The 24,097-nt window shown below is 34.7% G+C and carries 25 protein-coding genes and 1 pseudogene; 9 read left to right on the top strand and 17 right to left on the bottom strand.

Annotated features, from left to right (window positions below):
* Window positions 1-107: 107 nt before the first annotated feature.
* From BK579_RS14785 to BK579_RS14765, 5 genes are all read right to left on the bottom strand, one after another.
* On the bottom strand, window positions 108-317 hold the full coding sequence (locus BK579_RS14785; RefSeq protein ID WP_078546726.1) for a DUF1540 domain-containing protein: 210 nt from the start codon (window positions 315-317) through the stop codon (window positions 108-110).
* A 105-nt stretch (window positions 318-422) separates the two neighbouring features.
* On the bottom strand, window positions 423-1,181 hold the full coding sequence (locus BK579_RS14780) for an NRDE family protein (RefSeq protein ID WP_078546724.1): 759 nt from the start codon (window positions 1,179-1,181) through the stop codon (window positions 423-425).
* 106 nt (window positions 1,182-1,287) lie between these two features.
* Window positions 1,288-2,652: an MATE family efflux transporter gene (locus BK579_RS14775; RefSeq protein ID WP_235848438.1), complete on the bottom strand. Its 1,365-nt coding sequence runs from the start codon at window positions 2,650-2,652 to the stop codon at window positions 1,288-1,290.
* A 367-nt stretch (window positions 2,653-3,019) separates the two neighbouring features.
* Window positions 3,020-3,334, bottom strand: a complete 315-nt coding sequence (locus tag BK579_RS14770) for a DUF3892 domain-containing protein (protein WP_078546720.1) — start codon at window positions 3,332-3,334, stop codon at window positions 3,020-3,022.
* Window positions 3,335-3,408: 74 nt separating this feature from the next.
* Window positions 3,409-4,452: a F0F1 ATP synthase subunit beta gene (locus BK579_RS14765; protein WP_078546718.1), complete on the bottom strand. Its 1,044-nt coding sequence runs from the start codon at window positions 4,450-4,452 to the stop codon at window positions 3,409-3,411.
* A gap of 232 nt (window positions 4,453-4,684) precedes the next feature.
* Here BK579_RS14765 and BK579_RS14760 point away from each other — a divergent pair, with 232 nt between their 5' ends.
* Complete coding sequence (locus BK579_RS14760) at window positions 4,685-4,993, top strand: hypothetical protein (protein ID WP_078546716.1); 309 nt, start codon at window positions 4,685-4,687, stop codon at window positions 4,991-4,993.
* Window positions 4,994-5,090: 97 nt separating this feature from the next.
* On the opposite strand, the gene BK579_RS14755 is transcribed toward BK579_RS14760, so the two are convergent.
* The 5 genes and pseudogenes from BK579_RS14755 to BK579_RS14735 all read right to left on the bottom strand — a co-directional run bounded on the left by BK579_RS14755 (window position 5,091) and on the right by BK579_RS14735 (window position 9,360).
* The gene (locus tag BK579_RS14755) at window positions 5,091-5,579 is read right to left on the bottom strand and encodes a hypothetical protein (RefSeq protein WP_078546714.1); all 489 of its coding nucleotides are present in this window, start codon (window positions 5,577-5,579) and stop codon (window positions 5,091-5,093) included.
* The gene (locus BK579_RS14750; RefSeq protein ID WP_235848437.1) at window positions 5,576-5,953 is read right to left on the bottom strand and encodes a hypothetical protein; all 378 of its coding nucleotides are present in this window, start codon (window positions 5,951-5,953) and stop codon (window positions 5,576-5,578) included. The genes BK579_RS14755 and BK579_RS14750 overlap by 4 nt, the downstream gene beginning before the upstream one ends.
* A gap of 238 nt (window positions 5,954-6,191) precedes the next feature.
* A complete protein-coding gene (locus BK579_RS14745; RefSeq protein WP_078546712.1) occupies window positions 6,192-6,962 on the bottom strand; it encodes a sporulation protein in 771 nt (256 codons plus the stop codon).
* 88 nt (window positions 6,963-7,050) lie between these two features.
* Window positions 7,051-7,569 (bottom strand): hypothetical protein, encoded by a 519-nt coding sequence (locus tag BK579_RS14740; protein ID WP_235848436.1) that lies wholly within the window; start codon window positions 7,567-7,569, stop codon window positions 7,051-7,053.
* Window positions 7,570-7,922: 353 nt separating this feature from the next.
* Window positions 7,923-9,360: pseudogene (locus BK579_RS14735) on the bottom strand (DHA2 family efflux MFS transporter permease subunit).
* Window positions 9,361-9,705: 345 nt separating this feature from the next.
* Between BK579_RS14735 and yyaC the strand changes: the two are divergent.
* The 3 genes from yyaC (at window position 9,706) to BK579_RS14720 (ending at window position 11,600) form a co-directional block, all read left to right on the top strand.
* Window positions 9,706-10,299, top strand: a complete 594-nt coding sequence (gene yyaC / locus BK579_RS14730) for a spore protease YyaC (protein WP_078546708.1) — start codon at window positions 9,706-9,708, stop codon at window positions 10,297-10,299.
* A gap of 398 nt (window positions 10,300-10,697) precedes the next feature.
* Window positions 10,698-10,982, top strand: coding sequence for a hypothetical protein (locus BK579_RS14725; protein ID WP_139365104.1), 285 nt, complete (start codon window positions 10,698-10,700; stop codon window positions 10,980-10,982).
* 129 nt (window positions 10,983-11,111) lie between these two features.
* Window positions 11,112-11,600: a hypothetical protein gene (locus BK579_RS14720; protein ID WP_078546704.1), complete on the top strand. Its 489-nt coding sequence runs from the start codon at window positions 11,112-11,114 to the stop codon at window positions 11,598-11,600.
* Between the two features lie 65 nt (window positions 11,601-11,665).
* Here the strand turns inward: BK579_RS14720 and BK579_RS14715 are convergent, their stop codons facing one another.
* From BK579_RS14715 to BK579_RS14705, 3 genes are all read right to left on the bottom strand, one after another.
* Window positions 11,666-11,890, bottom strand: coding sequence for a hypothetical protein (locus tag BK579_RS14715; RefSeq protein ID WP_078546702.1), 225 nt, complete (start codon window positions 11,888-11,890; stop codon window positions 11,666-11,668).
* A 97-nt stretch (window positions 11,891-11,987) separates the two neighbouring features.
* On the bottom strand, window positions 11,988-12,806 hold the full coding sequence (locus BK579_RS14710; RefSeq protein ID WP_078546700.1) for a hypothetical protein: 819 nt from the start codon (window positions 12,804-12,806) through the stop codon (window positions 11,988-11,990).
* Window positions 12,807-12,979: 173 nt separating this feature from the next.
* Entirely contained in the window at window positions 12,980-13,600 is a 621-nt protein-coding gene (locus tag BK579_RS14705; protein WP_078546698.1) for an HAD hydrolase-like protein, read from the bottom strand.
* Window positions 13,601-13,862: 262 nt separating this feature from the next.
* On the opposite strand from BK579_RS14705, the gene BK579_RS14700 reads away from it, so the two are divergent.
* On the top strand, window positions 13,863-14,117 hold the full coding sequence (locus tag BK579_RS14700) for a transcriptional regulator SplA domain-containing protein (RefSeq protein ID WP_078546696.1): 255 nt from the start codon (window positions 13,863-13,865) through the stop codon (window positions 14,115-14,117).
* A gap of 39 nt (window positions 14,118-14,156) precedes the next feature.
* Here the strand turns inward: BK579_RS14700 and BK579_RS14695 are convergent, their stop codons facing one another.
* Complete coding sequence (locus BK579_RS14695; RefSeq protein ID WP_078546694.1) at window positions 14,157-16,241, bottom strand: beta-glucosidase; 2,085 nt, start codon at window positions 16,239-16,241, stop codon at window positions 14,157-14,159.
* Window positions 16,242-16,496: 255 nt separating this feature from the next.
* Between BK579_RS14695 and BK579_RS14690 the strand changes: the two genes are divergently transcribed.
* The 3 genes from BK579_RS14690 (at window position 16,497) to BK579_RS25660 (ending at window position 18,914) form a co-directional block, all read left to right on the top strand.
* A complete protein-coding gene (locus BK579_RS14690) occupies window positions 16,497-17,753 on the top strand; it encodes an MFS transporter (protein ID WP_078546693.1) in 1,257 nt (418 codons plus the stop codon).
* Window positions 17,754-18,017: 264 nt separating this feature from the next.
* A complete protein-coding gene (locus tag BK579_RS14685) occupies window positions 18,018-18,656 on the top strand; it encodes a cell wall hydrolase (RefSeq protein WP_078546691.1) in 639 nt (212 codons plus the stop codon).
* An 87-nt stretch (window positions 18,657-18,743) separates the two neighbouring features.
* The gene (locus tag BK579_RS25660; RefSeq protein WP_169891018.1) at window positions 18,744-18,914 is read left to right on the top strand and encodes an SE1832 family protein; all 171 of its coding nucleotides are present in this window, start codon (window positions 18,744-18,746) and stop codon (window positions 18,912-18,914) included.
* 528 nt (window positions 18,915-19,442) lie between these two features.
* On the opposite strand, the gene BK579_RS26115 is transcribed toward BK579_RS25660, so the two are convergent.
* Window positions 19,443-19,616: a hypothetical protein gene (locus tag BK579_RS26115; RefSeq protein WP_204524722.1), complete on the bottom strand. Its 174-nt coding sequence runs from the start codon at window positions 19,614-19,616 to the stop codon at window positions 19,443-19,445.
* Window positions 19,617-19,940: 324 nt separating this feature from the next.
* Complete coding sequence (locus BK579_RS14680; protein ID WP_078546689.1) at window positions 19,941-20,942, bottom strand: LLM class flavin-dependent oxidoreductase; 1,002 nt, start codon at window positions 20,940-20,942, stop codon at window positions 19,941-19,943.
* Window positions 20,943-21,172: 230 nt separating this feature from the next.
* Between BK579_RS14680 and BK579_RS14675 the strand changes: the two genes are divergently transcribed.
* Window positions 21,173-22,771: an aspartate:alanine exchanger family transporter gene (locus BK579_RS14675; RefSeq protein WP_078546687.1), complete on the top strand. Its 1,599-nt coding sequence runs from the start codon at window positions 21,173-21,175 to the stop codon at window positions 22,769-22,771.
* A 98-nt stretch (window positions 22,772-22,869) separates the two neighbouring features.
* Here the strand turns inward: BK579_RS14675 and BK579_RS14670 are convergent, their stop codons facing one another.
* A complete protein-coding gene (locus BK579_RS14670) occupies window positions 22,870-23,922 on the bottom strand; it encodes an ADP-ribosylglycohydrolase family protein (protein ID WP_078546685.1) in 1,053 nt (350 codons plus the stop codon).
* Window positions 23,923-24,097 lie beyond the last annotated feature (175 nt).

The raw sequence follows: 24,097 nt of genomic DNA, 5'->3' as shown, positions 1-24,097 counted from the left end.
TTTAATATACCCATATACTTTCTTCTTTATCATGATTTGAGGGGAAATCTGAAAGGATAAAAAAAATACGATTCCAACAAACTGGAATCGTATTTTTATATGTTTGCTTACTTTTTTGGTTTAAATGTCTTGCAACAAGTTTCAGCTGAATTGTCTGCTTCATCAATATGGTTTTTTTCACCTAATTCGGAGGACATTTCTGTATCGTATCTTGAATGGCTGTCCAATTCGACCATGATTTTTTCGGCAGTACAAACATTACCTTCTCCATAAAAGGTGCAATTTGAAATAGCACAGGACACTTCTACTTTAGGCACTATAATCCCTCCAAAGTTTTTACTTCAGGATTATTTTTTGCCAAAATTCGAATTTTACTCAAAGAGCATCTCGCTTGAGAACTTACTAAGTGCATCATTTTCATCTTAGCCTTCTATTTTAAAAGAAAACTCCGACTCTTCAAAGTTTCCATTATCATATACTCTTTCGGTATACATCACACTCTCATGATTCATAAACAAAACGGTGGAGGACCTTGTTCCATACTCAGGGGTTTTAATAAACAGGGGTGATAGCTTTCGCTCCCAATCCATAGATATACCTGTTGTAGGTAACTGTTCATCCGGAGCTGAATCTGCGTATTGAAGAGTTGAGAACAAGCATTCCTTCATATCTGAGGGTGGGTTTGTTAAGCACATTTTTATTCCATCTTTGCCTCGTTGTACTTTAGGCCATGGTGTATCTAATAAATGGTTACTTAAACCATAAATACCTGGTTTTAATAATATAATCTCATTTTGCACATTGGAGTAAAAATAAAGACTATGTATATCTCCAAGGATTAGATTAAACCCAGGATATTGCTCTCTGTTAAGTTGGATGTTTTTTAAATAGCTTTCCGGGTGTTCTTCCTTTATTAAAAATTGACTGACTAATTCACCACGAGTTCGTTTATTGCCATTCTCATTGGGGTCTCTATAATTGGTTAGAGCAGCAAACCGACCGGTTTTAGTAACACCCATCCATGTACCCATTTTTTCTAAATCTCTTCCTGCTAACACATGCTTTGCATCATTCCAATAACTAGCAGGGGCCGTTGGTCTGTTGTAAAATTCATCTCGATTAGCAGACACTATTAACTGATAATTATCATCGGTTTTATATGCGAAATTGATTAAACACATTTGTTATCCTTCTTTCATTATTTCTATGGTTTTTAGGTGATGTTCAACAACGTAAACCTTAACAAAGAAGGTACCAAGTAATGATACCTTCTTATTAATACATAAATTAGGCAGTGGATTTTATAGGCTCGACAAGTCCTTTTTTTTCCCATTTGCGACTTTTCCAACGTTTATACATAATTACAGCTCTTAGCCACTCATCCATTAAAAAGGCAATCCATATGCCAATTAATCCTAATCCAAGGTGAACTCCTAATAAATATGCCATTGTCACACTTATCCCCCACATAGATAAAATGCCAATTGTTACAGGAAAATGCGCATCTCCTGCAGCCCTTAATGCACTTATGATAATTAGATTCGAGGTTCTTCCAGGCTCTAAAAGGACTCCGATAATTAGAAGAATAGAACCAGTAGCAATTATTTCAGCTTCATCAGTAAAGAAAGTGAATAAAAATTTCCCGGAAATCGCAAGGACTACCCCGACCGATAAAGCAATACCTAGAGCAATTTTCAGCCCTCGGAACATTTGATGATAAGCTTCATCCTTCCTTCCGGCTCCGACAAGTTGACCGATATAAATTTGCATTCCTTTTGACATAGACATTGAAAAAATAACCATAAACATTAATAAGTTCTGTGTATATACCTTAGTGGCTAAAGCTGCGGCACCCAACAGAGTAATAAAAATTGTAATAACAATTTGCATCATATTATACGAAAGATGTTCACCTGCAGCCGGTATCCCAATTTTTAATATTTTCTTAATATGTTCAATCTTCAAATAAAAATAATCCTGCCAGTTGATTTTTACTTCCATTCGACGATATAAGATCACAAACAAAGTGATCATGGCTAATGTACTGCATGTGGCAGTAGAAAGTGCGACACCAGTTACACCAAGTTTAGGGACACCAAATCTACCGAAGATAAATAGATAATTTCCAATTATATTTAAGATGTTCATACCTAAAACAACAAACATTACATCTTTTGTAAACCCTTGCGCTTGAAGAACTGATGAAATCGTTAACATTAATGCCTGTGTAAAAAGTGTAAACCCAACGATAAGCATATATGTATTCGCGAAGTTCATTAATTCAGGTGCCAAATTAAACAAATCTAGGAATTGACTTCGAAACAAAACAACCATTGCGCTAATAAAGAGACCGAATAATAAGTTAATTACAATGGCATTAGCAATGGTTAAACTTACGTCCTTTGGCCTATTTGCACCCATGTACTGTGCTACGACCACACCTGAACCCATTGCTGTAAAGTTAAAAAGAACAAATGTAAACATCATTATTTGATTGACAACACCAATAGCTGCAACAGCGTCATCAGAAACAAAGCTAAGCATAAATACATCGGAAAATTTCATAAATGCTTGTAAAAATACTTCGATAAAAATAGGCCAAGTAATTGTGAATAGTGTTACTTTATGTGGGATTGATTTCTTTATGTCCACCATATCACCATTTTATGTTCCCCTTTCATAAAACAACAAATGTCTCCCTTGAAAATAACTAAGGATGGCGAGTTCCATGTGCTGCGATCCACTTGCTTTCCGCGGGGTGGGCCGTGAGCCTCCTCGTCGCCTTAGGGGCGCCTGCGGGGTCTCACGAGACCACTAAATCCCGCAGGAGTCAAGTGGCTCTCCGCACATTCCACACTTAGGAGTAAATATTTTCATTTTCCATGGATGTTAAATCATAAATAAATACACTATAAAATTATAACATTATGCTTTGGATAATAGTCAGTGTTTTGAGTAGATTTCCATACAAAAAAGGATGAAGTGAAAATTCATACTTTGATATCTTTTTCAATTCTGTTTAAAATGTTGGTAATTGGTCTAGGTTATTGTCTTTTATCCCATCTGGTTCACTTCTAATGATATCCCTTCCATATTTGTGGAATACATCAACATGTGCAATCTTACCCGCTTTTGCCTCATCAAGAGCAGTAAGATAATCTAACTCTCTTCCAGAGTTCGTTTTAAAAGCAATAATATCATCTTCTTCATTCTTACGGACTGCAACAATATGTTCTAATTCGGAATTACTGTCTGAAGTTGCCTCAGCCTTCGCATCAATAGTTCCTTGTTGTCTGTATTCCTGATAAACTTCTTCAAAGTTTTTGTTTTCCATTTAAACCACCTCCGAACATATGTTTAGTGTGTTCGTTAAGAGTAGTTTTATGTGTTGAAATTTATTAATGCATCTTACAGCTTGCCTATATAATGTAGTAAATCTAAACTTCTTGAATCAGTACCACCGTCAATGATTTTTTGTACATCTTTTAAAGTATCTAATAGGTCTATATCCTCCCCTTTTTTTCCAGTATATTCTTCGGCTACATAAAATGGCTGAGTTAAATATGCTTCTAATCTTTCCCCTCTTAGGTAGGTCTGTTTTTCAAGAGCTGGAATACCATTTAAACCTTTCACGTTTACTAATGAACGTAATTCACGATATCTGCGTAATAGTTTTTGAGCTCTTTGTTGAATTGAGTGGTGATTTTGATCTAGATGTAAACCTTCCAGAACCGAAGAAGTAGAATATAACGGATTAACTGCAGGGAATTTATGTCGTGCAGCTAAGTCAGCATCAAATTGCCATAACGTATCAAGTGGTCCATAAGGGAGTTCTTCGTCAACAGAAGCACCCTTTATATCTAAAAGAAAAGTTGTAACCGTTTTTAGTGTTTGATTTTGTAACCTCTCTTGTAGTTCGAACATCTCACCCGATAAAACATGTGAACGATCAGCAGTGAAAATAATGTCTTTTTTATCTCCCAATTCAAGGATTTTATCGGCAGCGCTTTCAATAGAGTCTATTACAAAATCAGCTTCACTCGTTATATCACTTACTCCAGGATCATTGTTAATTGGTTGAAGTACGATAATGGTATATCCATCTCTTTTTAATCTATAAAATAATTCAGCTAATACAACTAACTGGCCCATTCCTGGTCGTGCAATTAATCCAACCGTACCTCCTTTAACTAAAGGAGCAAAAAGATCTAATGCTTTTATCTTCGTTTCAATCATTTCAACCGTCTCCCCTCTCAAAATTAATTCATCAAGACTACACTTCGCCAGTGATGCAAGAGCAACTATTGTTCGAACTTCTGCGCGTCCGACTGGAATTTTACCAGTACAAAGGTTAGAGACTGTTGCAGGACGAAGACCAACTGAGCGAGCAGCATTTGTAAGGTTCGGGACTCTTCGTCTTAATAGTGATACATTCAACTTTAAATCATCCATATATTACCTCCTCCTTTTCTTAATAGTAAAATAAATTACTCTTAAAAGCAATTAATAAATACTCTACAAGGTACTTTTTTTTATCCCTTGAAGTTTTTTAAGATAATAGAACAAATTAAGGAATTGCTGAAAACTGAAATCCTTTAATGAAATAATGTGCATATTGACTAAAATAATAAAATTTCCAATTGGGTAAACACTACTTTTAAACACATCAAATTGGGGTGGAAAAGTGAGTCAAAAAGATGAAAAATATACCGATTTTTCAAATGTAGAAACACAACGAAATTTCCTTACAGCAGAGGAGTATCCAGAAGGTCCTTTTGGTTCATCTTTCCGAAAAGAAGACCCTGTCCAAAATAAAGAAACACCTTGGAAGGAAGGACAACAATACTATAGTAATTTCACGTATGAAAACAGAGCTTTTCATGAGGACCTTCCAAGACAATTTCCCGGAGCCCATCCTACACACGACGAAAAAGGCAAAGAAACCGAGAAACCTTATAATGATGCTCCTACAGGAAATCAAGAATTAGATTGACGAAAAAACCCCCCAATTGGTAGCTTATCTACCAATTGGGGGGTTTTTACAGATTTTTTAGTAAGCTAACCAGTAAAGGAGCTGTAAATGTTTAAACTTATTGTTTAAAAACAGTCGACATAATCTCATTTACAGACATGTCACTATCTACTTCATAGGTTCCAGGACGTAAATCATTTGCCAAGCCTCTTTTTTCTACTTCATTAAAAAAGTCCATCGCATCATTTATAATATTGGCTTTTTCTAATGCTTTGCCCACATCAATACTGGTCATTCCAGATGTAACAGTTAACATAGTAATATAAATTGCCTTCTCTTTTGTTTCATCAGCTGATTCGACCTTTTCTACTTCTGGTTTTGACTCAGCTACTTCTTTTTTAGTAGCTTCTATCTGAACATCCCATTCTTCTTGAGTCAAGATGAGATAACCTAAAGAAGTAAGACTTTCTTTCATTTCTTCCTCTGAAGGAGTTATTTCTTGTCGAATAGTCTTGACCTCAGTCTTATCAAGGAAATAGGCTATACCACTAACACTTGTCGCAACTATGAGCCCAGAAGCAAAGCTACTTAATAATTTTGATTTCATTGAGCAACCTTTCTCCTTTCATCTTTAGATGTAAGATAAGGTGCAAGTAACTGGTTTACTTCGTTTGGTGTTAGTTTTTTTTCAGCAGAAATATTTTCAATGGAGTATCCACGTCTATATAAATCAAGGATTTCTCTTTTTAATGTTCGCCCAGTAGGAGAAGTGTGTATACCTGCTTCTTTGGCTGTAATTTCTACATCAAGTTCAATGTTACGAATATGCTGCCGTACTTGGTCTAATTCATTTGTTAAAGCGATATGAACCAAATCAATTTCACGTTTTTCTTCATTTGACGCCTGTTTTGTTTTAACAATAGACAAAAGAAGCAAAATACCTGCTGAGCCTAATAATATAGCTAATGTCCATTCCATCATAATATGAACCTCCAACTCTATAATCTTGCAAGTTCTTATTATACAATTATAACGATGCCTTTACAGTTTAAATCTCAAAAATGCATCAAAAGTCAGCTGGATTTTCCAGTATTTACTTTTGTTGGCATCGAAAAAATGGTCCTTTAGATACTAGAATTCATCCTCTTAATAGTTATTCTGAAATAAAAAAACATGTACTATTAAAATAGTACATGTTTTAGATATAAAAAAGGATAGTCTAGCTATATTTATTAATAATACCTTCGATTGTTGATCTCAACGTTGGCAAGTCATTTCTTGTCACAGTTAAATGGACAAAGGATTCATCCATATCAAGTGCTTCTGATAATAAACTTCCAAGACCTCTGACTCGACGATCAATTTGAAGTTGAAGATCTACTTGATGTTCATCCTGTTTTAGAAAAATGATTTCTAACTCATCTAATTTACCTCTGAAAGTTCCTGTTGTAGGGACAAATTCAAACTCTTGCACAAAGGGTAAACGTGTTCTTAAACGATATGGGGCAGCTTCACATTCTACTTTTCTTAAACTAAATCCTAAATCATACGTAGTATTAATTACAGCCGCTACAATTTCAGATGGCATTACTTTTAAGTAATCTTTGTCTGATGGATCAAGTGCATTCTTTATATCTAAGCCTGTTTGAAGCCATACTTTAGTAGATCCTAAAGTAATAGGTGTATCGTTTGATAAGATAAAAGAGAAAGGAATTTCCTTTGTTTCACCTATTCCAATCGTGAAACGATCAGTTATTTTGAATTTATCAGTCATTGCTTGATGCTGCATTTTGCGATCGTTAGATTCCTTTAAATAAGTTGTCATCACTGAAAGGTAGATTTCATCAATTAACTGTTCTGTTGAACCTCCCTTAATCTCTATCATACCTTTAACTTCTTCACCCGGAATGAGTTTGTCTTGAAAAAGTTTTGTATCAACTTTTGCACTTCCAATACCAATACTAGCTAGCGCTTTGTTAAAAAAAGACATTCTAGAACAGCTCCTATTCTCACATTAATGTTTCACCTATTTGTACGTTTGTTTTAATGTTTAGTTTCATATTTTTTGAAATTTTTTTCTAATAAGAATGTTGCCGTGTCATTTCTTCTACATAAACTAGAAAATTAGGGAATGTGCTTCTTCCCTCTAAATATTCAGATGTAACGAATAAAGGCATTATTACTACATCTCTTTTTTTAGAATAAAGAAGCGTATATGGCTTGATTCTTCCCTTTACTTGACAAATAGAATAATTGTTTACAGAGTTAAATTCATACCAATTAAAATCTTGCTGTTTAATATGACTTTTAATCACTTCACCAAGATACGCACCTAGCCGGTTTACAAAATTCTCAAAATGCTTATCCAACAGTGTCTTACCCATTTCTGTATTCATTAGTCTATGTACATATAAATCAATAAGGCGAACACTTTCAATCGAGAAGTTTAAATTTCTTTTGGTGAGATTTTCTTTGTCCCAAGGATCTTCTGAAACGTCCTGATACATTAGTTTTGCTATTTCCTTTAAATCATCTTTTACTAACTTTCTATTTCTTGATAATAAAAACATACTAGGAATTTCTCCTTTCGTGTTCACCTTTTAAAGGGGACAAAACATATGTCAGTTTTATAATATACTATCGCCAGGTACACAAAAGCCTTAAATACAAATCCATCTCCCTTATAGATAAAATATGTTCATACAATAATTATAAACGTTATATCTACCTCAATCCATGTTCTTAATCATATCTATTCTAAATAATATTCCATAAATTTCAACAAATCAACGTCCTTGGGATCAACATCTTTCTAGTAAATTAAAAATAGCGATGCATTTATTGCATCGCTCCCTGATTTAAATCGGTTATTCATTTCTTGTGTGTGCATATTTTATTTTCCGCATATTCTTGATTCTTCTATAAATTGTTTTGTATTAGAGGAATTTTTTTAATGACTACTAACATTAATAGGATTACTCTGCTTTAACTCCTTACCCTTTTGAGTTGTTTTACTATACTTTATAAATAGAGAGATGATTAGTGCCAATAAAGATAAAGCAGCTACTACGACGAATGCAACATTTGCTCCATGAATATCAGGATAAGACATCCCTGTATTTTGTTCAGCTACTTTTTCAGTTGTTGTCATAACTGTTACAAGAATTGCAGTACCTACAGAAGCTGCAATCATTCTCATGGTGTTATCCATGGCAGCTCCATGTGGAATAAGATGTTTAGGCAGTTGATTCAATGCCGCTGTCTGAATGGGCATCATGACCATGACTAAACCAAACATTCGAATTGCATAAACGATCGTTATATATGAAAAGGTTGTTTGTATTCCTAGATTCGTAAATGCAAAGGTAGATAATGTTAGAATTGATAAGCCCGTTATTACAAGCCACTTGGCTCCTATTTTATCAAAAATACGTCCAATAATTGGGGCCATAATTCCTGATACAAGGGCACCAGGTAGTAGCGCAAGTCCCGCTTCAAATGCGGTGAAATCTCGCATTTCTTGCATGAATAAAGGTATGAGTGTTTCTACCAATTAGTCCCATGAATGCAACCATTCCTATAATCACGGCAAAAGGAAAAATTGAAAATTTAAATACTCTAAATTCTAACATTGGTTGTTTTAACTTTAACTGTCTTGTTATAAACAAAACGATCGAAAGTCCTCCCACTCCAATTGTTAAAATTGTTACTGCATCTAACCAACCGAAGTTTCCCGCACTTGTAAAGCCATACAGTAGTCCACCAAATCCTAGTGAAGAAAAAATGATTGATAACACATCCATCTTTGGTTTCGTAACTTCGGTTACATTTTTTAATGCAAAAAAGGCAATGAAAATATCAATGATAGCTATTGGGAGGATGATGAAAAATAAAAGTCTCCATGAATAATGAGATGTCACCCACCCTGATAAAGCAGGACCTATTGCCGGTGCAAAGGAAATCACTAGCCCTATAAGCCCCATGGCTGCTCCTCGCTTATTAATTGGGAAAATCATTAAAAAGACAGTTGTCATCAGTGGAAGCATTACTCCTGCACCACTTGACTGAATTACCCGGCCGAGCAACAATACCTCGAAATTTGGTGCTACTCCGGCAATCAATGTACCAAATGCGAATATACTCATAGCAGCTATAAAAAGTTGCCTTGTTGTAAACCGTGAAATCAAGAACGCACTTATTGGTATCATAATGCCATTAACACACATAAATACAGTAGTGAGCCATTGCGCACTATTGGCAGTTACACCCATCTCAGCCATAATTGGAGGAATGGCTGTAATCATTAGTGTTTGATTTAGTATTGCGATAAATGAGCCTGCAAGTAGAAGTGAAACAATTGTAGACTTCTTAAAGCTTGTTGATTCCATTCATCTTCCCTCATTTCCTTGTTTGTTTTGTCTCAACTGTCTTTCAAAATTGTGGAAGATTATTAGACTTATTGATTATAAACAATTAAAGTACTAATTTAAAGCATTTAATCTTTGTTATTCAGGCTATGGATCTTTAACTTCCCTGTGGGATAAATCATGCAACTTATCTGCTCCTTCCTGCCTGTTCCGTATTATGAGGAGGCCAGAAGTCGCCCTAAAATATCCATTCCCCACGAAGTTTTCCATCATTTTACTTTGTATATATAAAGGAAATTTTGTATTCATGAAGAATATCTATCATTACAGCATTTTCGAGTTGTTAACTTTAGTGAGGTGGGTTTTATGCTATATCAATCAAAAGACGACAAGCAGGTTAGACTGCGTACAGTAATTCCATTTGAGAATAAGCTTGCACCTCTGCTGATTAGAGATGCGCTGCATTCACTCATTCCAGACGGAACTGATCATATATTTGTAGTGGGTATAGGATCTAATTTAATAAGTGGGGACAGCTTAGGGCCATTTGTTGGGACATTATTAGAAGAGTTATATCCGAACCATTTAACAGTAGTGGGAAATCTGCGCTACCCTCTTGATGCAACAACCTTAGTTCCTGTATTTTCAAATAAAACTTTACCCAAGAATAGTTTTGTCATTTGCATCGACAGTGTCTTGGGGACAAAGAATATCGTAAATTCAATTGTCGTTCAAAATGGCTCCTTTAGTCCTGGTGTTGGACTAAATCAAAGACTTCCATCTCTAGGGGATTGTAGTATTATGGGTGTTGTTCTTGAAAATGATTCTAACTTAGAACACAACCTTTTATATACAAATTTACATCTTATCTATACAATGGCTACGAATATCGCTAAAGGAATTTCATTGGCAATAAGGCAATATTATAGATATCCATCAAATGGTCCTATTCTAAACTAAATATACGATTTATTCCCTGGGCAAGCGCACAAAAACTGAATTTATGACAATGTTCACGAAAATCTGTATCGATCATCCTGAAAATAAAAATAGAGCCTTGGGACATGGCTCATTGTTTATCTCTCGAAATGTCTTTCTCTCGATCACTATATTCTGGGTATGCAAGATTCCCTTCATTGCCTTTTTTATTTTTGTCTTGATTTACTGTTGTAGATTGTTGTTTTTTCATTTAGACTTCTCCCCTTTAAGTTATATTCCTTCTGTAGTATCCCTCCACACAGTGTCTTTATGTTTATATTTTCAATTCCCCATATTTTTAAAAATTAATGCTAATAATTATAAAGAGTGAACTTTAAAAGTAAAATGAAGCACCTTTAAGTCAAAAATAGGAGTTCTTCGTGACTATGGCATTGACTGAACAAGAATGGGTATACGAATATTTTCATTCAGGGAAAAGAAGTCCCGTTATTCTCGGGACAAGAGGAACTTGGGTAATTCAAGATCAAAGGGTTGTTATTTTAATTGCTTTTTCATTAACAGATATACATGTCTTAAAGGATATTTATAATGTCTCTAAAAACCACCCTATAAGAGAGGTTAAATACAAAGGTCTTCATTATTTTGCTGTTAATATTGTGAATAAAACAACAGTCGAATTAATTATTGACGCATGGAGTGAATGAGGTTTAACTCCGGTTTTTTTGCGTCCAAAACGAAGTTATAGTTAATAGCGGTATTTAAATTTATAATGGAGATCCTCACTTTTATATCACCCGTTTCATAGAATGTAATATCCGAAACGAGGTGATATCTTGAAAAGATGGTTAAAGGCAGTCATATTAGCATATCTTTCTTTGTTGTTTTTTGGTAGTTTTTTTGCAGTTGGTTTACTGTGGGTTGGGGCATTTGATTCAACTCTTCCTTTCATTTCCGAGATAAAACTGTTTTTGTATTACTTTTTTGCCGGAGCTATCGGAGGTTCGTTACGTCATCTTTATATGTTTTGTTCTCACTATATGAAAGGTAACCTTAATGACTACAAAGATTGGATTATGTATATTTTTTATCCTATTTTTGCAACAGGGACTGCTGTGATTGCTGTAACGTTAATTGAAAGTGGTATCTTATTAGTTGAATTTACTTCTATTCAAGATGGTCCATATGCGCAAATCGGTATTTCCTTTTTCATCGGCTTTGGATTTAATCGCTTTTTAAATAAACTTAATAGTATTTCTACCAACTTCTTTAAAACAAACAGCAATAAAAATAACATCGAAACTGAAAATGAAAAAAAAGAATAACAAATATGGCCAAGGGATATCTTCACCTATGGCCATATTTGTTTCTGAAATTAATTATGTAAATCCTATATTTTTTTTAGATCTTCTTTAATATTCTCAATTAATGAATCGGGTAAGTTAGCGGGAAGAGACTTATCTCCTTCAAATGTCCACATATTAATAATCTCAAAGTCATCTTTTCTTAATGTTATACTATAGTCTTTATGATTATAATTTATATTGACTGTAATCATTTCTTCTCCATAAAACTCGTCGTCAACAATTAAGTGTGTTATTTCATATACGTTCATTATATATCCCCTTTGACAGCTTTTAGGCTTAGGTTTAGCTTAAAGCAGTTGATTATACAAAGAAAACACATGACAATCTCGGAAGATGGACGGTATATTATATTTTGATTTTTATATAATAAAGAAGAAAACTTATTCCTAATGTAATGATAGAAAATAAAACGGCTATACTTGAAAATGATAGTAGGTATGTATTATATGCCGTCATTTTTATGATGATTTCATAGGTATTTAGACCAAACAAACCTGCGATGATATTTATAAATACTAGCAAGAAAAAAATGGTCAAAAGTCCTTTCGCAGAGCCTCTGATATCCTCTTTACTTAATGCAGTGTGAGAAGAAATACAAATAGCAATTATAAGAAATATCCAAAATAAAGGATTAATGAGATTATTAAATGAAAAAAGACTTGTACATAAAGTAATAAATGCTCCTCCAGCCGTTTTTAGAGCCTCTATCCCGAGGTTCTCGAAAGAAGCGTGCTGCTGTATGTAACTTGTAAATAATTCGTGAGTTTCAGGAATCAACAAGTACATAGCAATCATCAAGGAACCTATACCACTAAGGATAGGACCTATCCCAATGAAAAAGTTTCCGACTTGATGGTAAATACTTTTCTGGTTGTATTGATGTTCAACATATCCAAGAACCCCATTAGGCTGATTAATCTGTAGCAATCTAACCCTTGTAACACGATGCCCCCATAAAAGACACTGGATAAGATGCCCGATTTCGTGAACTGGAGTTCCAATCCATGCAGTAACAAGTACTCCTCGAGGTCCAAAAGCTCTTATCAAATATGCATTAGAATGTCTCTCAATGATTCCTATCGTGAATCCTACAATAATGATGATTCCAACAAGATACATTAATTCTATTAAGCTTATTAGCAATATATATATAAGAAAACTCATAGCGCAATGTGACCCCTTTTTCCAGTCTATATTCTATACTAACCTCACAGATGTGCTATTTGATAAAGTACTACTGACAGCTCATGCTGTCCTTCTAACACTCCGACACTAAAGCATTATTTTCTTCCAAGTCTGAATTCATAAGTTTTCAAATTTATTACAATTATTATTATTTATACAATTTCTAATATCTCTTTTGGTGCATTCACTTTATAGTCTGGATTAGCTTGTTGAACAACTTCAATGGAATCGTATCCCCATCCAACCCATATGATTTTAACTCCAGTTTTTTTGCAAGCTACAATATCTCGATGTTCATCCCCAACATAAATTACTTCATTTGATGTTAGATTATTTTCTTTTAAGAATTTATTAATTAATTTATCTTTACCAAAAATACTACTAGAACAAAGAATGGTTGTGACATTTTCTATTTGGTTTTGTTTTAAAAATGTTGAAATATTATCCTTTGAGTTCGAAGAGATGATGGCAGTGTTATAACCTTTACATTCGAGTTGGTATAACAGCTCCCTTATTCCATTGAATAAAGTAATTTCATGCATTGAGTTACGGTATGACTTGTAAAATTGAGGTAACACTATGGGTAATTTATATAAAGGGAAATTTAATAATTTGCCTCTTTCCTTAATTGACAGTTTTTTTAACTCATCTAGTTGCGAATCTTTTATTTTTGAAAATTTATGTGTATCTGCGAGACTGTTCCAACTTGCAACAAAAGCCTTTTTAGAATCAGCAATGGTCCCGTCGAAATCAAAAATAATATACTTTAACAATCTATTCACTCCCTTTGTAATCTTTTAATTACATTTAATTTCTTTAAATTAAACACACTATATAATATTGCTTCCGCACCTCGAATTAGGACCACAGATGATCATAACTAATACCATAGGATAATTCTTGCGAGTGGTTCCGGTTTCTAGTTTTTTAGTTATCCCTATATCAGGAAATAAATGGATTGGACGTAATTTGATAATAACATAAAAAGTTGATAAAACTAATAATACAATTCTAAAAGAGAAAGTGTGATATAACATGGATACATTAGATCCAAAAGATGCAAAACCAGGGGATGAGGTGTTCGTCATCTATAATAATCCCCATACACCAACAGTTTCTAATATAGTTTCAGCTGAAATCGTCCAGCATCCCCATGACCCGAACCGTACAGCTTTATTTTTGCATGAAACCTTCCACACGATTGAGGATGACGATGCTATATTTACTTCCGAAGCATCTGCTACACAAGCGTATAATGAAATGTATGGAGATCATGATTTTAATTTATAAAAAAGGTTCAGTCCAACATTGTGTGGACTGAACCTTTTATTAGTTTTTAGTTAATCTAAGTTTACCCTCAAGTAGATGTTGGCTTGAGCTACTATTACCAATGTAGATTTCATATTCCATTTCTTCTAGTTCCCAGCTATTTGTTTCATTGTTAAACCACTTTAGTTTTTCAATTGGACATGTTATTTTAACAACTTGTTGTTCACCAGGAGTAAGAGTTACTCTTTCAAAGCCACGTAATACTTTCACAGGTCTGTCTATTTTTGAATTTCTAAAGCCTACGTATAACTGAACTACTTCTGCTCCCTCAAATTCGCCGGTGTTCTCAACTTTGCATGTTGCAAAAATAGAATCGTCTTCAACACCAAATTCGGCTTCTGACAGATCAAATGTGGTGTAAGACAAACCAAATCCAAACGGCAAAGAAGGTTCTACTCCTTCTTTCTCTAATTTTGTATATCCGTGATAATAACTATAGGTAATCTCATTTGCCTCCCAGTCTATTTGTGGTAAGTCGCTTTCCTGTTTTGGTAAAACAAATGGCAATTTACCACTTGGGTTAACTTCACCAAATAAGGTTTTTGCTAGCGCTGTTCCACCTTCCATCCCTGGGTAGTATGCCATTAAAATAGCAGAAATATCTTGCTTCCATTCTTCAATCATAATCATATTTCCACCAATTAAAACTGCGGCAGAATTACGATTCTCAGGCCCTACAACTTTTAGTAATTCGATATCACTGTTGTGAAGACCTAGAGATGTTTTACGATCACCACCAGCACCAAAGCCAGCGTCCCCATCTCCAAGTGCATCAACATCTTCATCTGGATTATTGATAAATTCACCTTCATCATCATGATTATATCCAACCACAAATACAACAGCATCTGCTTCTTTTGCTAGTTTTTTTGCTTTTTCTATATTGGAACCATCTTCAAATATCACTTCTGTATGTGGTAATAGTGTTTTTATTCCTTCTAGAGGTGTAACGATGTAATCTGGGAATACTCTACTTGATCCATGGTCACCAATATTTCCCTGGTTCCCTAGATTTCCGATGATTGCCACCTTTTTCGTATCCTTTTTAGAAAATGGCAATACATGATCCTTGTTTTGTAATAGTGTCATTGATTTTTCTGCTGCTTCTAAAGCTAAAGCAATATGTTCTTTACTACCAATCAATTCTTTACTATATACCTTATTGTCTGCTTCAGTAAAAGCTAGCAAAGTTCGAACGATTCTAATTGCAGCTGCATTGATTTTTTCTTCGCTTACTTTGCCAGATTTAACAGCTTGTACAAGTGGTTCACCAAAAAATTTAGTGTGACACATCTCAATATCCATGCCGCCATTGGCTGCTTCTACAGTATCCTTAACACCCCAGATAAAATCACTTATGACAAATCCATCAAAGCCCCATTCATCTTTTAATACTTGATTTAGAAGGTAATCGCTATGTCCACAATATGTACCTTGATACAAATTATAGGCACTCATAATACTAGCTGCACCAGCATCAACACAATCCTTAAAATGAGCTAAATAAACCTCACGCTCTGTTCTTTTATCTGCTTTAACGTTTACTTTAAATCTAGCATTCTCCATACTATTAAATGCATAATGTTTAACACATGCAATGACATGTTCCTTTTGTACACCTTTTACTAGCGCAGAGCCCATTGCACCCAATTGGAAAGAGTCTTCTCCATACACCTCCTGGCTCCTTCCCCATCCAGGATTACGAGGGAGATTTATACAAACTCCGCCAAAGAGGTTCCCACCATGTGCTCGAATCTCTTTACCAATTGCTTGACCAATTCGCTCTTCTAAATCTTTATCAAAGGTTGCTCCCCTAGACATTGAAACAGGGAAACAAGTACTATTTCCTGAAACCACACCACGAGGACCGTCAACAAACTTCATTTCAGGAATTCCCAAACGTTCGTTTCCACCTGCAGGATAAGGATACCAGTTGTAGTGATGACCTTTTGCTATGTCTTCCATTAATTCTTCGAAAGGCATTTTTCCACTCATTAAGTATACTTTTTCTTCTAATGACATTTGATCTACAATTTCTTGAGCCTTGTTAGTATAAGCTAATCGATCTTGTTTTGTTACTGTCATCATATATCCCTCCATATGTAGATTATAAGTAAAGCGATTACAAAAGTTTGTTTGTTGGATAAACTAAGGTGTTGAGATTATTATAATAGAAATCTATGTATTATGAAAGTAATACCCCAAAAAATGAATTGTGTTATAGATGGATTTTTTTTAGTGTATTGTGCGAACAGGAGCCGTGAATATTCGGCACAAGACCTCTTAACATCTCTTAGATTTTAGTGTACGATTATCTCGTATATGAAAGGGTGAATGGGAATGGAGATTGAAAAAAAACGAATTGTTACTAAAGCCAATAAGGTGCATCAACCAATGTATAACATTCTTTTTATCATCGGACTTGTGCATTTGCTCAATGACTCAATACAATCAGTTGTTCCAGCGATGTTCCCTATTTTGGAGCAGTCAATGGGTCTATCGTATACCCAACTAGGTCTGATTGCCTTTGCACTTAATTTAACAGCTTCAATTATTCAACCCGTTGTTGGAGTATATACCGATAAAAAACCGTCACCGTATGCTTTACCAATCGGACTTTGTTTTACATTTGTAGGTGTGATCGGTCTGGCGTTATCGCCTTCATTCCCAATGATTATTTTATCTGTTATATTCATTGGCTTAGGTTCAGCAACGTTTCATCCAGAGGGCTCACGTGTTGCCTATATGGCATCAAGCTCTAGCGGGAAACGAGGACTTGCTCAATCTATTTTCCAAGTTGGTGGCAATACCGGTCAAGCGTTGGCACCTCTTATTACGGCTTTGATTTTAGTTCCGTTAGGTCAATTTGGAGCTGTTTGGTTTGCGATTGTTGCTGCATTGGCAGTAGGATTATTAATGTATATTGCTAAGTGGTACTCAGAACAAATTAAAATCCAGCATTCTATCAACCAAACAAAAACTAATCACTCAAAAGGATCAAAGCAATTACCACCCCATGGTGAAAAACGTAAGATTGTTTTTTATTCCATTAGTTTACTAATTTTCTTAGTGTTTGCTAGATCTTGGTTTCACTCCGGTATAACTAATTTTTTTGCTTTTTATATCATTGATAAATTTAGTCTATCGATCTCGCAAGCTCAGGTATATATCTTTTTGTTTTTAGCTGCTGGTGCTATTGGTACCTTTGCAGGTGGGCCTCTTGCCGATCGTTTTGGAAAAAGAAATATGATTTTCTTCTCGATGTTAGGATCAGCTCCCTTGGCTTTACTTCTTCCGCATACAGGAATATTTATGACTTATGTATTAGTAGCAGTCATCGGTTTTATCATATTATCGAGTTTTTCTGTCACAGTTGTTTATGCACAAGAATTAGTACCTGGTAAAATCGGTACAGTTTCTGGCCTCATCATTGGCTTAGCTTTCGGAATGGGGGCTGTTGGTTCAGTCGCCCTTGGATGGATTGCGGATTTAATTGGCCTTTCTAACACAATGCTTATCATTGTTTCTATACCATTGATTGGGATATTAACGATGTTTTTACCTTCTGACAGAAAATTAAAAGAAATTAATCAATAAGTAAAGTAGTTTAATAGGACTGATTTAAAAGGAAGTTAGATTCCATTTAAATCAGTTTTTTTTGTGTGGGAAAAGACAGTCCCTCTTTGTAAAATCCTTCTGAATTTGGTCTATCAAATATTTTAATTTCTGCCCCATGTTTGAAGTAGGTTTATACCTCCAAAAATTTCAATGTAAACAAACTGTAATACTATCTTATATTCTTTTTACATACCAATAGAATAGATAAGTTGTCCAAAAACAAATTAACCAGGAGGATTAATAATGAAAAAAATATTCTTTTTTATAACATTACTAGCAACCTTTTTCTTTGCTGACAACGCTTTTGCATATACCGTTGAAAAGGGAGATACAATGACAAAAATAGCCCAAGATAATGGTTTAACACTACAACAATTGGCAAAAGCTAACCCGCAGGTGAAGAATCTAGATTTGATTTATATTGGTCAACAAATAAATACAGTTATCAAAAATTCCCCAAAACCAAAGAAGGAACAAAACAAGTCTAATAAAATAAGTATCTCTAAAGATAAAAAATTTAGTATCTCAGAGAATGAAATAGATCTGTTGGCTAGAATTGTACGAGCTGAAGCACAAACAGAGCCTTTTGAAGGAAAAGTTGCCGTAGCTGCAGTTGTATTAAATAGAGTAGAAAGCCCTCTTTTCCCTGACACAATTAGAGAAGTAATTTATCAACCACGTCAATTTCAACCTGTTTCAAATGGCCAAATAAATAAACCAGCCGATAAAGAATCAATTAAAGCAGTACATGCAGCATTAACTGATATGAGAAGTATTGCAAAAGATTCCTTATTCTTTTATAACCCACGTATTGCTACAAGTCGCTGGTTAGACTCTAGAACAACAGCAGTTGTGATTGGACAACATGTCTTTAAATATTAATGACTTGGGTCCCTTTACTTGTAGATGTGTTAATTATTCAGTAAACTATCACTATCACTATATAAATTTTTTCAAGGAAGTGAATTAATGATGAATACTAGAGAAGTTGAGAATAAAATTTCAGAGTTAAAGATGGAGTATATAAGAATTCAGGATGATATTGAAAGGTTAGAATCTCTAGGGCATTCGATAGAAAAGCAAGAAGAAAAATTAACCGATCTTGAAAAAGAACTTAAGTATTATCGTTCTTTAGCTTAAAATGACATGTAAATACCGTTAAAATTTCTGCTTATCCCTCAAACTTAGAAAGGGAACTAAGCTAGACTTAGTAGTATTTAGTTTAGTTGTAATTAGAATTTTTTATAACAATTTATATCCAAAAAAAAAGAGTTGTTACTGAAGGATTTTTGAGTATAAGCTAATACCAAAAATCCATCCTTTCAAAAATTAAAATAAAGGGCCCTGTAATTTAACACAAAACCCCTTTTACTACTGTTACTAATGGGTCAATAACGCTCCACAAAGATTTTGAATTCGGTTATTTTTCTACATTTCTTTCCTTTAGCGGTTATTAAAACATAACTAACATCTAAAATACGTTCCTTAGTTTCTCTTCCATTTTTGTATACTTCTTCCTAACAGAAATTATAGAGTCTGTACCAATTTTATTTAGATATCTTAGAAGAATCAAAGTCAGCTAGAGGTATTACATAGGAAGTAACATCTGTTTTAAGTTCAATTCTTGCATCCGTATATATCATTTACAAGAAAAGTAATAGTTGTATCCTAATCTCCTCTGTAAATGCCAAGGTTTCCCCTTGTGCTTATTTGTTCATTACCCGTCCAGCAACCAGCAACATAAAAGTCCTCATCGTCACTAAAGGTTGCTAAAACATCTGCGTCTTTTAGGCACTTCCTTAATCCGTGAGCCATTTGTAAAATATAAAAAATGATTTGCATTACAAACTGTTGTTAATAAGTGGTCATAAATTTTTGCTTTCACTAGTTCTTCTTGTCCGGTGATTAAAAACCAAAATTATATCATCAAAGAATTCCCTGGTTTTAACCGCATTTATTCATATATGCCAATACAATATACGCCTTTCAGAGAATCTGCATTAAAACTCCCACCGTCACTTACCATAACATCTGCGTCATTCACATCAACTAATTAAATCCAAGATGTGTTAAAGAAATCTTCAGAACCAGAAAATGCTTATCAATAAATACAATTAGATAGACATTTGTCTAAACTATGTATTCAATAATTAACGGAACCTACATCTACCTACCATCTACCACTTCTTTTAAAATCTCATAAGATCGTTTTTGTTTTTCAGGATCAAAAATATATGATACAGCCATAAGTTCATTGACATTATATTTCTCCTGGAAGCTATTCAATTGCTCTCTTATTGAATCCTTTCCACCCAAGAGGGTCACGCTAGACATGGAGGTAGCCATATGTTTTTCATTAGGGCTCCAGATGTGCTCCATGCTCTCAACAGGAGGTTTAAGCATCATTTGACTTCCTCGTACCACATTCAGGAAAAATTGCTGCATGGTTGTTTGTTCGAAAAATGCTTCTTCATCGCTTTCAGCTGCAATTACATTTAGACAGATCATCATGTATGGAGAGTTTAAGTACTCTGACGGTTGGAATCTAGTTCGATAAATCGATATAGCTTCCTCCATGTATCTTGGTGCAAAGTGTGATGCGAATACATAAGGTAACCCTAACTTTGCTGCCAAGTATGCTGAATCTGTTGATGAACCAAGGATATAAATAGGAATATTTGTTCCTACTCCTGGATAAGCTTTCACATTTCCTTGTTGATTTGATGGCCCAAAATAGGTTAGTAAAGCATCGACATCTTCAGGGAATGTGTAGACCGAATCGTTTTGCGAACGTCTTAGGGCACTGGCGGTTACCATATCTGTTCCTGGTGCACGACCGAGACCTAAGTCAAGACGATTAGGATGGATGGTTGCCATCGTACCAAACTGTTCTGCTACTACTAGAGGTGAATGATTTGGGAGCATAATTCCTCCAGAACCTACACGGATTTGAGTTGTATGTTCTAATGTATGTTTAATTAATATCGAAGTAGCCGAACTGACAAGAGTTGGTGTGTTGTGATGCTCAGCTATCCAATATCGGCTATACCCCATTTTTTCTGTCGCTTGCGCTAATTCAACCATAGATTCAATAGCGTCTTTAGAATCCTGACCTTCCCTTATTGGTGCTAAATTTAGGACAGAAACAGGTAGTTGTAGATTTGTCATATTTATAATCCTTTCTTGCTTGCGATTTATATATATAGTAACAATTGGTTCTCAAAATACAAATATATTGCTTTTGAGTACTCTTAACTTAACAATTATTTCATAATGAAAAGGCTTTACTATGGCTATTTAATGAACAAAAAGTACACCTGTCTTTTTTTTTATAATAAACAGTTATAATGAAAAGTAGATTTTTTAGAGAAGGTTTTTTGAACTTGGAGGGTACTATAATGGAATTTTTTATAGATCTGTTGCAAGAACCATTGATTTTATTATTTGTCATCCTATTTTTAGGATCGTGGATTGGTAAAACAAAGTTTAAAGGCTTAAGTCTAGGTTCTGCAGGAATTCTACTTGTAGCGATGACTTTCGGTCATTTTGGATTTCAGGTTTCTCCAATTGTACAAAATTTTGGGCTTAGTTTATTTATTGTTGCTGTTGGTTTACAAGCAGGACCTCGCTTTTTCCGGATGATACGATCTAATGGGATTGTCTTTGGAATCATTGCTGTGATTATTGTATTTGTAGCAGTAGTAACAACAGTGTTTGTCTCCAAAATATTCCACTTATCCCCAGCATTAAGTATTGGTATTATGACTGGGGCATTAACAAGTACACCAGGACTTGCTGCAGCACTTCAATCAACTAAAGATCCTTTAGCATCAGTTGGATATGGAATTGCTTATCCTTTTGGGGTAGTTGCAGTTGTTTTATTTGTGCAGTTATTACCAAGGCTATTAAAAGTGGACTTAGTTAAGGATCTACAAGACAAAGATAACCCAGTAAGAAATGCAGAATCTCCTGAAGTGATAACCATTGAAGTAACAAATCCTGCCATTAATAAAAAGACTTTAAAAGAGCTTAAGTTTCAGAAAATAAACTCGGTTGTCATTAGTCGTGTAATTCGTGGAAGTAGGAACATTATTGCTTTAAATGACACGGTGATTTTAAAAGGTGATCGTTTAGTAACAGTTGGTACAAAAACAGAATTAGAAAGTTTTTGTAAATATGTGGGTGTGAAAGTAGCCACGAATTTTGAAAACGCAGACCATATCATGCTACGAAAAGTGGTGGTTGATTCAGATGAAACGATTGGGAAAACGCTAAAGGAATTAAACATCAGAGGAGATTATGGGGTAACAGTTACACGAATAGAAAGAAGCGGTTTGGAATTTAGTCAAAATGCTAGAATGCGTTTAGAACGGGGTGATATTCTGACGATCGTTAGTAGCGAGGATCGATTAAAGGATGTGGAAAAGGTATTTACAAGTAAAAAGTTAACAGTAACGAATGTGCATATATTCTCATTAAGTATCATCTTGTTACTTGGGATTTTACTTGGAATGATCCCCATTCATCTCCCAGGCTTAGGGACAATAACGTTAGGAGTTGCTGGTGGTCCTTTATTTGTAGCTCTTATTATTGGCCACTTTGGAAAATTAGGACCTATTCAAGCTCGTTATTATCAACCCTCAAATCAAGTTATTCGTGATATCGGCTTGGCACTATTTTTAGCAGGAGCTGGAACGACAGCTGGTTCTGGTATTGTTGAAGTAGTTCAAGCTGAAGGATTACGTTTATTATTTGGTGGTGCTCTAATTACCATCCTGCCAATGATTATTGGTTTTGCAATCGCACGAAGGGTATTTCATTTAAGTGTTGTTCATTCGTTAGGTTCTCTCTGTGGTGGAATGACAAGTACACCAGGATTAGGTTCAGTGAATCAATTGATTGATTCAGAGGATCCAGCAATAGCATATGCAGCAGCATATCCATTTGCACTTATTCTTGTAGCAATTGCATCCCAAGTTCTAATTTTCTTTTTGTGATAAAGTATTTATAACACTGGGAAAGTCCTTCATCGTATGAAGAGACATTCCTAGTGTTTGCTTTATTTAATAGAAGTCTCATAAAAAGAGCCTATGGATTAATATCCAGGATATTTATCCCACCATTCTTCACTGTCACTATACCTTATTAACAAATCATCTGCGAGTTGAGTGATAAGACTAGACATCTCCACTTTCTTTACCCAACGACTAGGAATTTGGTTGATTCCAAGATATGCTCCCAATATATTTCCTGTAATAGTACCTGTGCTGTCACTGTCTCCATCATGATTAACAGCTGTAATTAATGCTTTATCAAAACTGTTTTTATACTTAAGCGCACAATAAATGGAAATTGCTAGTGCCTCTTCACCAACCCATCCCTCACCTAATTTGGTTATCGCTTTTAAAGGTGCCGTCTCACTTGTTGATAATTCGATTGCTTTTTCAATAAGAGTACTACACTCCTCATGACCGCGATTTTTTTTAAGTTCTAATAGAGAGTTAGTAATGGCATCCTCAAGCTCTTCTCCTTCAACTAGTTCAGCAATTATATATGCTAAAGTCCCTGCTGATAAATAGCCTGAGGGATGTCCATGTGTTAACGCAGCACAATCAACGGCCATTTTAAAGGCCATTTCTTTAGGGAAAACTAGCCCTATTGGTGCGATTCGCATGACGCCACCACATCCTTTGCTATTGTTAATTGGCTGTTCAACTGTACCAAGCTCTTCTTTTGCAAGAGCTGATAAACAAGAATTTCCAGGCGCTCGTTGATGATGAAGCTCTTTTATTTCCATTAAGCATCCATCATAAATCCAACCTTTATCCACGATTTTAGGATAGCCTTGAGTATACAGCCAACGTTGATAAGCAAAGTAAACAACAGTAGGTATATGACAAATTCCCTTATTTCTTCCGCGTGTTTCCGCTCGAAGAAGTCCTTCTGCTGTAAAGAGTGTCATTTGGGTATCATCTGTGATTTCAGAAAAGCCAGACGAGGTAATTTTTAAATCAGTAATCCCTTCAGTGCCATACTTTCTTATAATTTCTTTATACTTAAGGAATTCAACCGGCCATCCTAATGCATCACCGATTCCACCTCCAAGTAAACAGCCTCTATATTGATCCTTAATTTTATTTACACTCATAGTGGGCCCTCTTTTCTTAGAAATAAACTTTTGCGGGTTGCTATACTACTTTATCCCTTTTAATCGAAGTGTTTTCATAGCCGTAAAATAAAATAATAAATGCAATCTATATTTTAGGTTAAATAAGAAAAAAATTCCATATGCATTTCATTTTAGTAAGTCTAACTAATTGACG

The sequence above is a fragment of the Litchfieldia alkalitelluris genome (assembly GCF_002019645.1).
Taxonomy (GTDB): domain Bacteria; phylum Bacillota; class Bacilli; order Bacillales; family Bacillaceae_L; genus Litchfieldia; species Litchfieldia alkalitelluris.
The sequence above is the reverse complement of the archived record's forward strand: the minus strand, read 5'-3'. Positions and strand labels throughout refer to the sequence as shown.

Bases quoted from the DNA above. Each gene is read 5' to 3' on its own strand.
- BK579_RS14780 (WP_078546724.1), bottom strand. From the start codon at position 1,181: ATGTGTTTAATCAATTTCGCATATAAAACCGATGATAATTATCAGTTA.
- BK579_RS14770 (WP_078546720.1), bottom strand. From the start codon at position 3,334: ATGGAAAACAAAAACTTTGAAGAAGTTTATCAGGAATACAGACAACAA.
- BK579_RS14765 (WP_078546718.1), bottom strand. From the start codon at position 4,452: ATGGATGATTTAAAGTTGAATGTATCACTATTAAGACGAAGAGTCCCG.
- BK579_RS14755 (WP_078546714.1), bottom strand. From the start codon at position 5,579: ATGAAATCAAAATTATTAAGTAGCTTTGCTTCTGGGCTCATAGTTGCG.
- BK579_RS14750 (WP_235848437.1), bottom strand. From the start codon at position 5,953: ATGATGGAATGGACATTAGCTATATTATTAGGCTCAGCAGGTATTTTG.
- BK579_RS14745 (WP_078546712.1), bottom strand. From the start codon at position 6,962: ATGTCTTTTTTTAACAAAGCGCTAGCTAGTATTGGTATTGGAAGTGCA.
- yyaC (WP_078546708.1), top strand. From the start codon at position 9,706: ATGCTATATCAATCAAAAGACGACAAGCAGGTTAGACTGCGTACAGTA.
- BK579_RS14715 (WP_078546702.1), bottom strand. From the start codon at position 11,890: ATGAACGTATATGAAATAACACACTTAATTGTTGACGACGAGTTTTAT.
- BK579_RS14710 (WP_078546700.1), bottom strand. From the start codon at position 12,806: ATGAGTTTTCTTATATATATATTGCTAATAAGCTTAATAGAATTAATG.
- BK579_RS14700 (WP_078546696.1), top strand. From the start codon at position 13,863: ATGGATACATTAGATCCAAAAGATGCAAAACCAGGGGATGAGGTGTTC.
- BK579_RS14695 (WP_078546694.1), bottom strand. From the start codon at position 16,241: ATGACAGTAACAAAACAAGATCGATTAGCTTATACTAACAAGGCTCAA.
- BK579_RS14690 (WP_078546693.1), top strand. From the start codon at position 16,497: ATGGAGATTGAAAAAAAACGAATTGTTACTAAAGCCAATAAGGTGCAT.
- BK579_RS14685 (WP_078546691.1), top strand. From the start codon at position 18,018: ATGAAAAAAATATTCTTTTTTATAACATTACTAGCAACCTTTTTCTTT.
- BK579_RS25660 (WP_169891018.1), top strand. From the start codon at position 18,744: ATGATGAATACTAGAGAAGTTGAGAATAAAATTTCAGAGTTAAAGATG.
- BK579_RS26115 (WP_204524722.1), bottom strand. From the start codon at position 19,616: ATGCAAATCATTTTTTATATTTTACAAATGGCTCACGGATTAAGGAAG.
- BK579_RS14680 (WP_078546689.1), bottom strand. From the start codon at position 20,942: ATGACAAATCTACAACTACCTGTTTCTGTCCTAAATTTAGCACCAATA.
- BK579_RS14675 (WP_078546687.1), top strand. From the start codon at position 21,173: ATGGAATTTTTTATAGATCTGTTGCAAGAACCATTGATTTTATTATTT.
- BK579_RS14670 (WP_078546685.1), bottom strand. From the start codon at position 23,922: ATGAGTGTAAATAAAATTAAGGATCAATATAGAGGCTGTTTACTTGGA.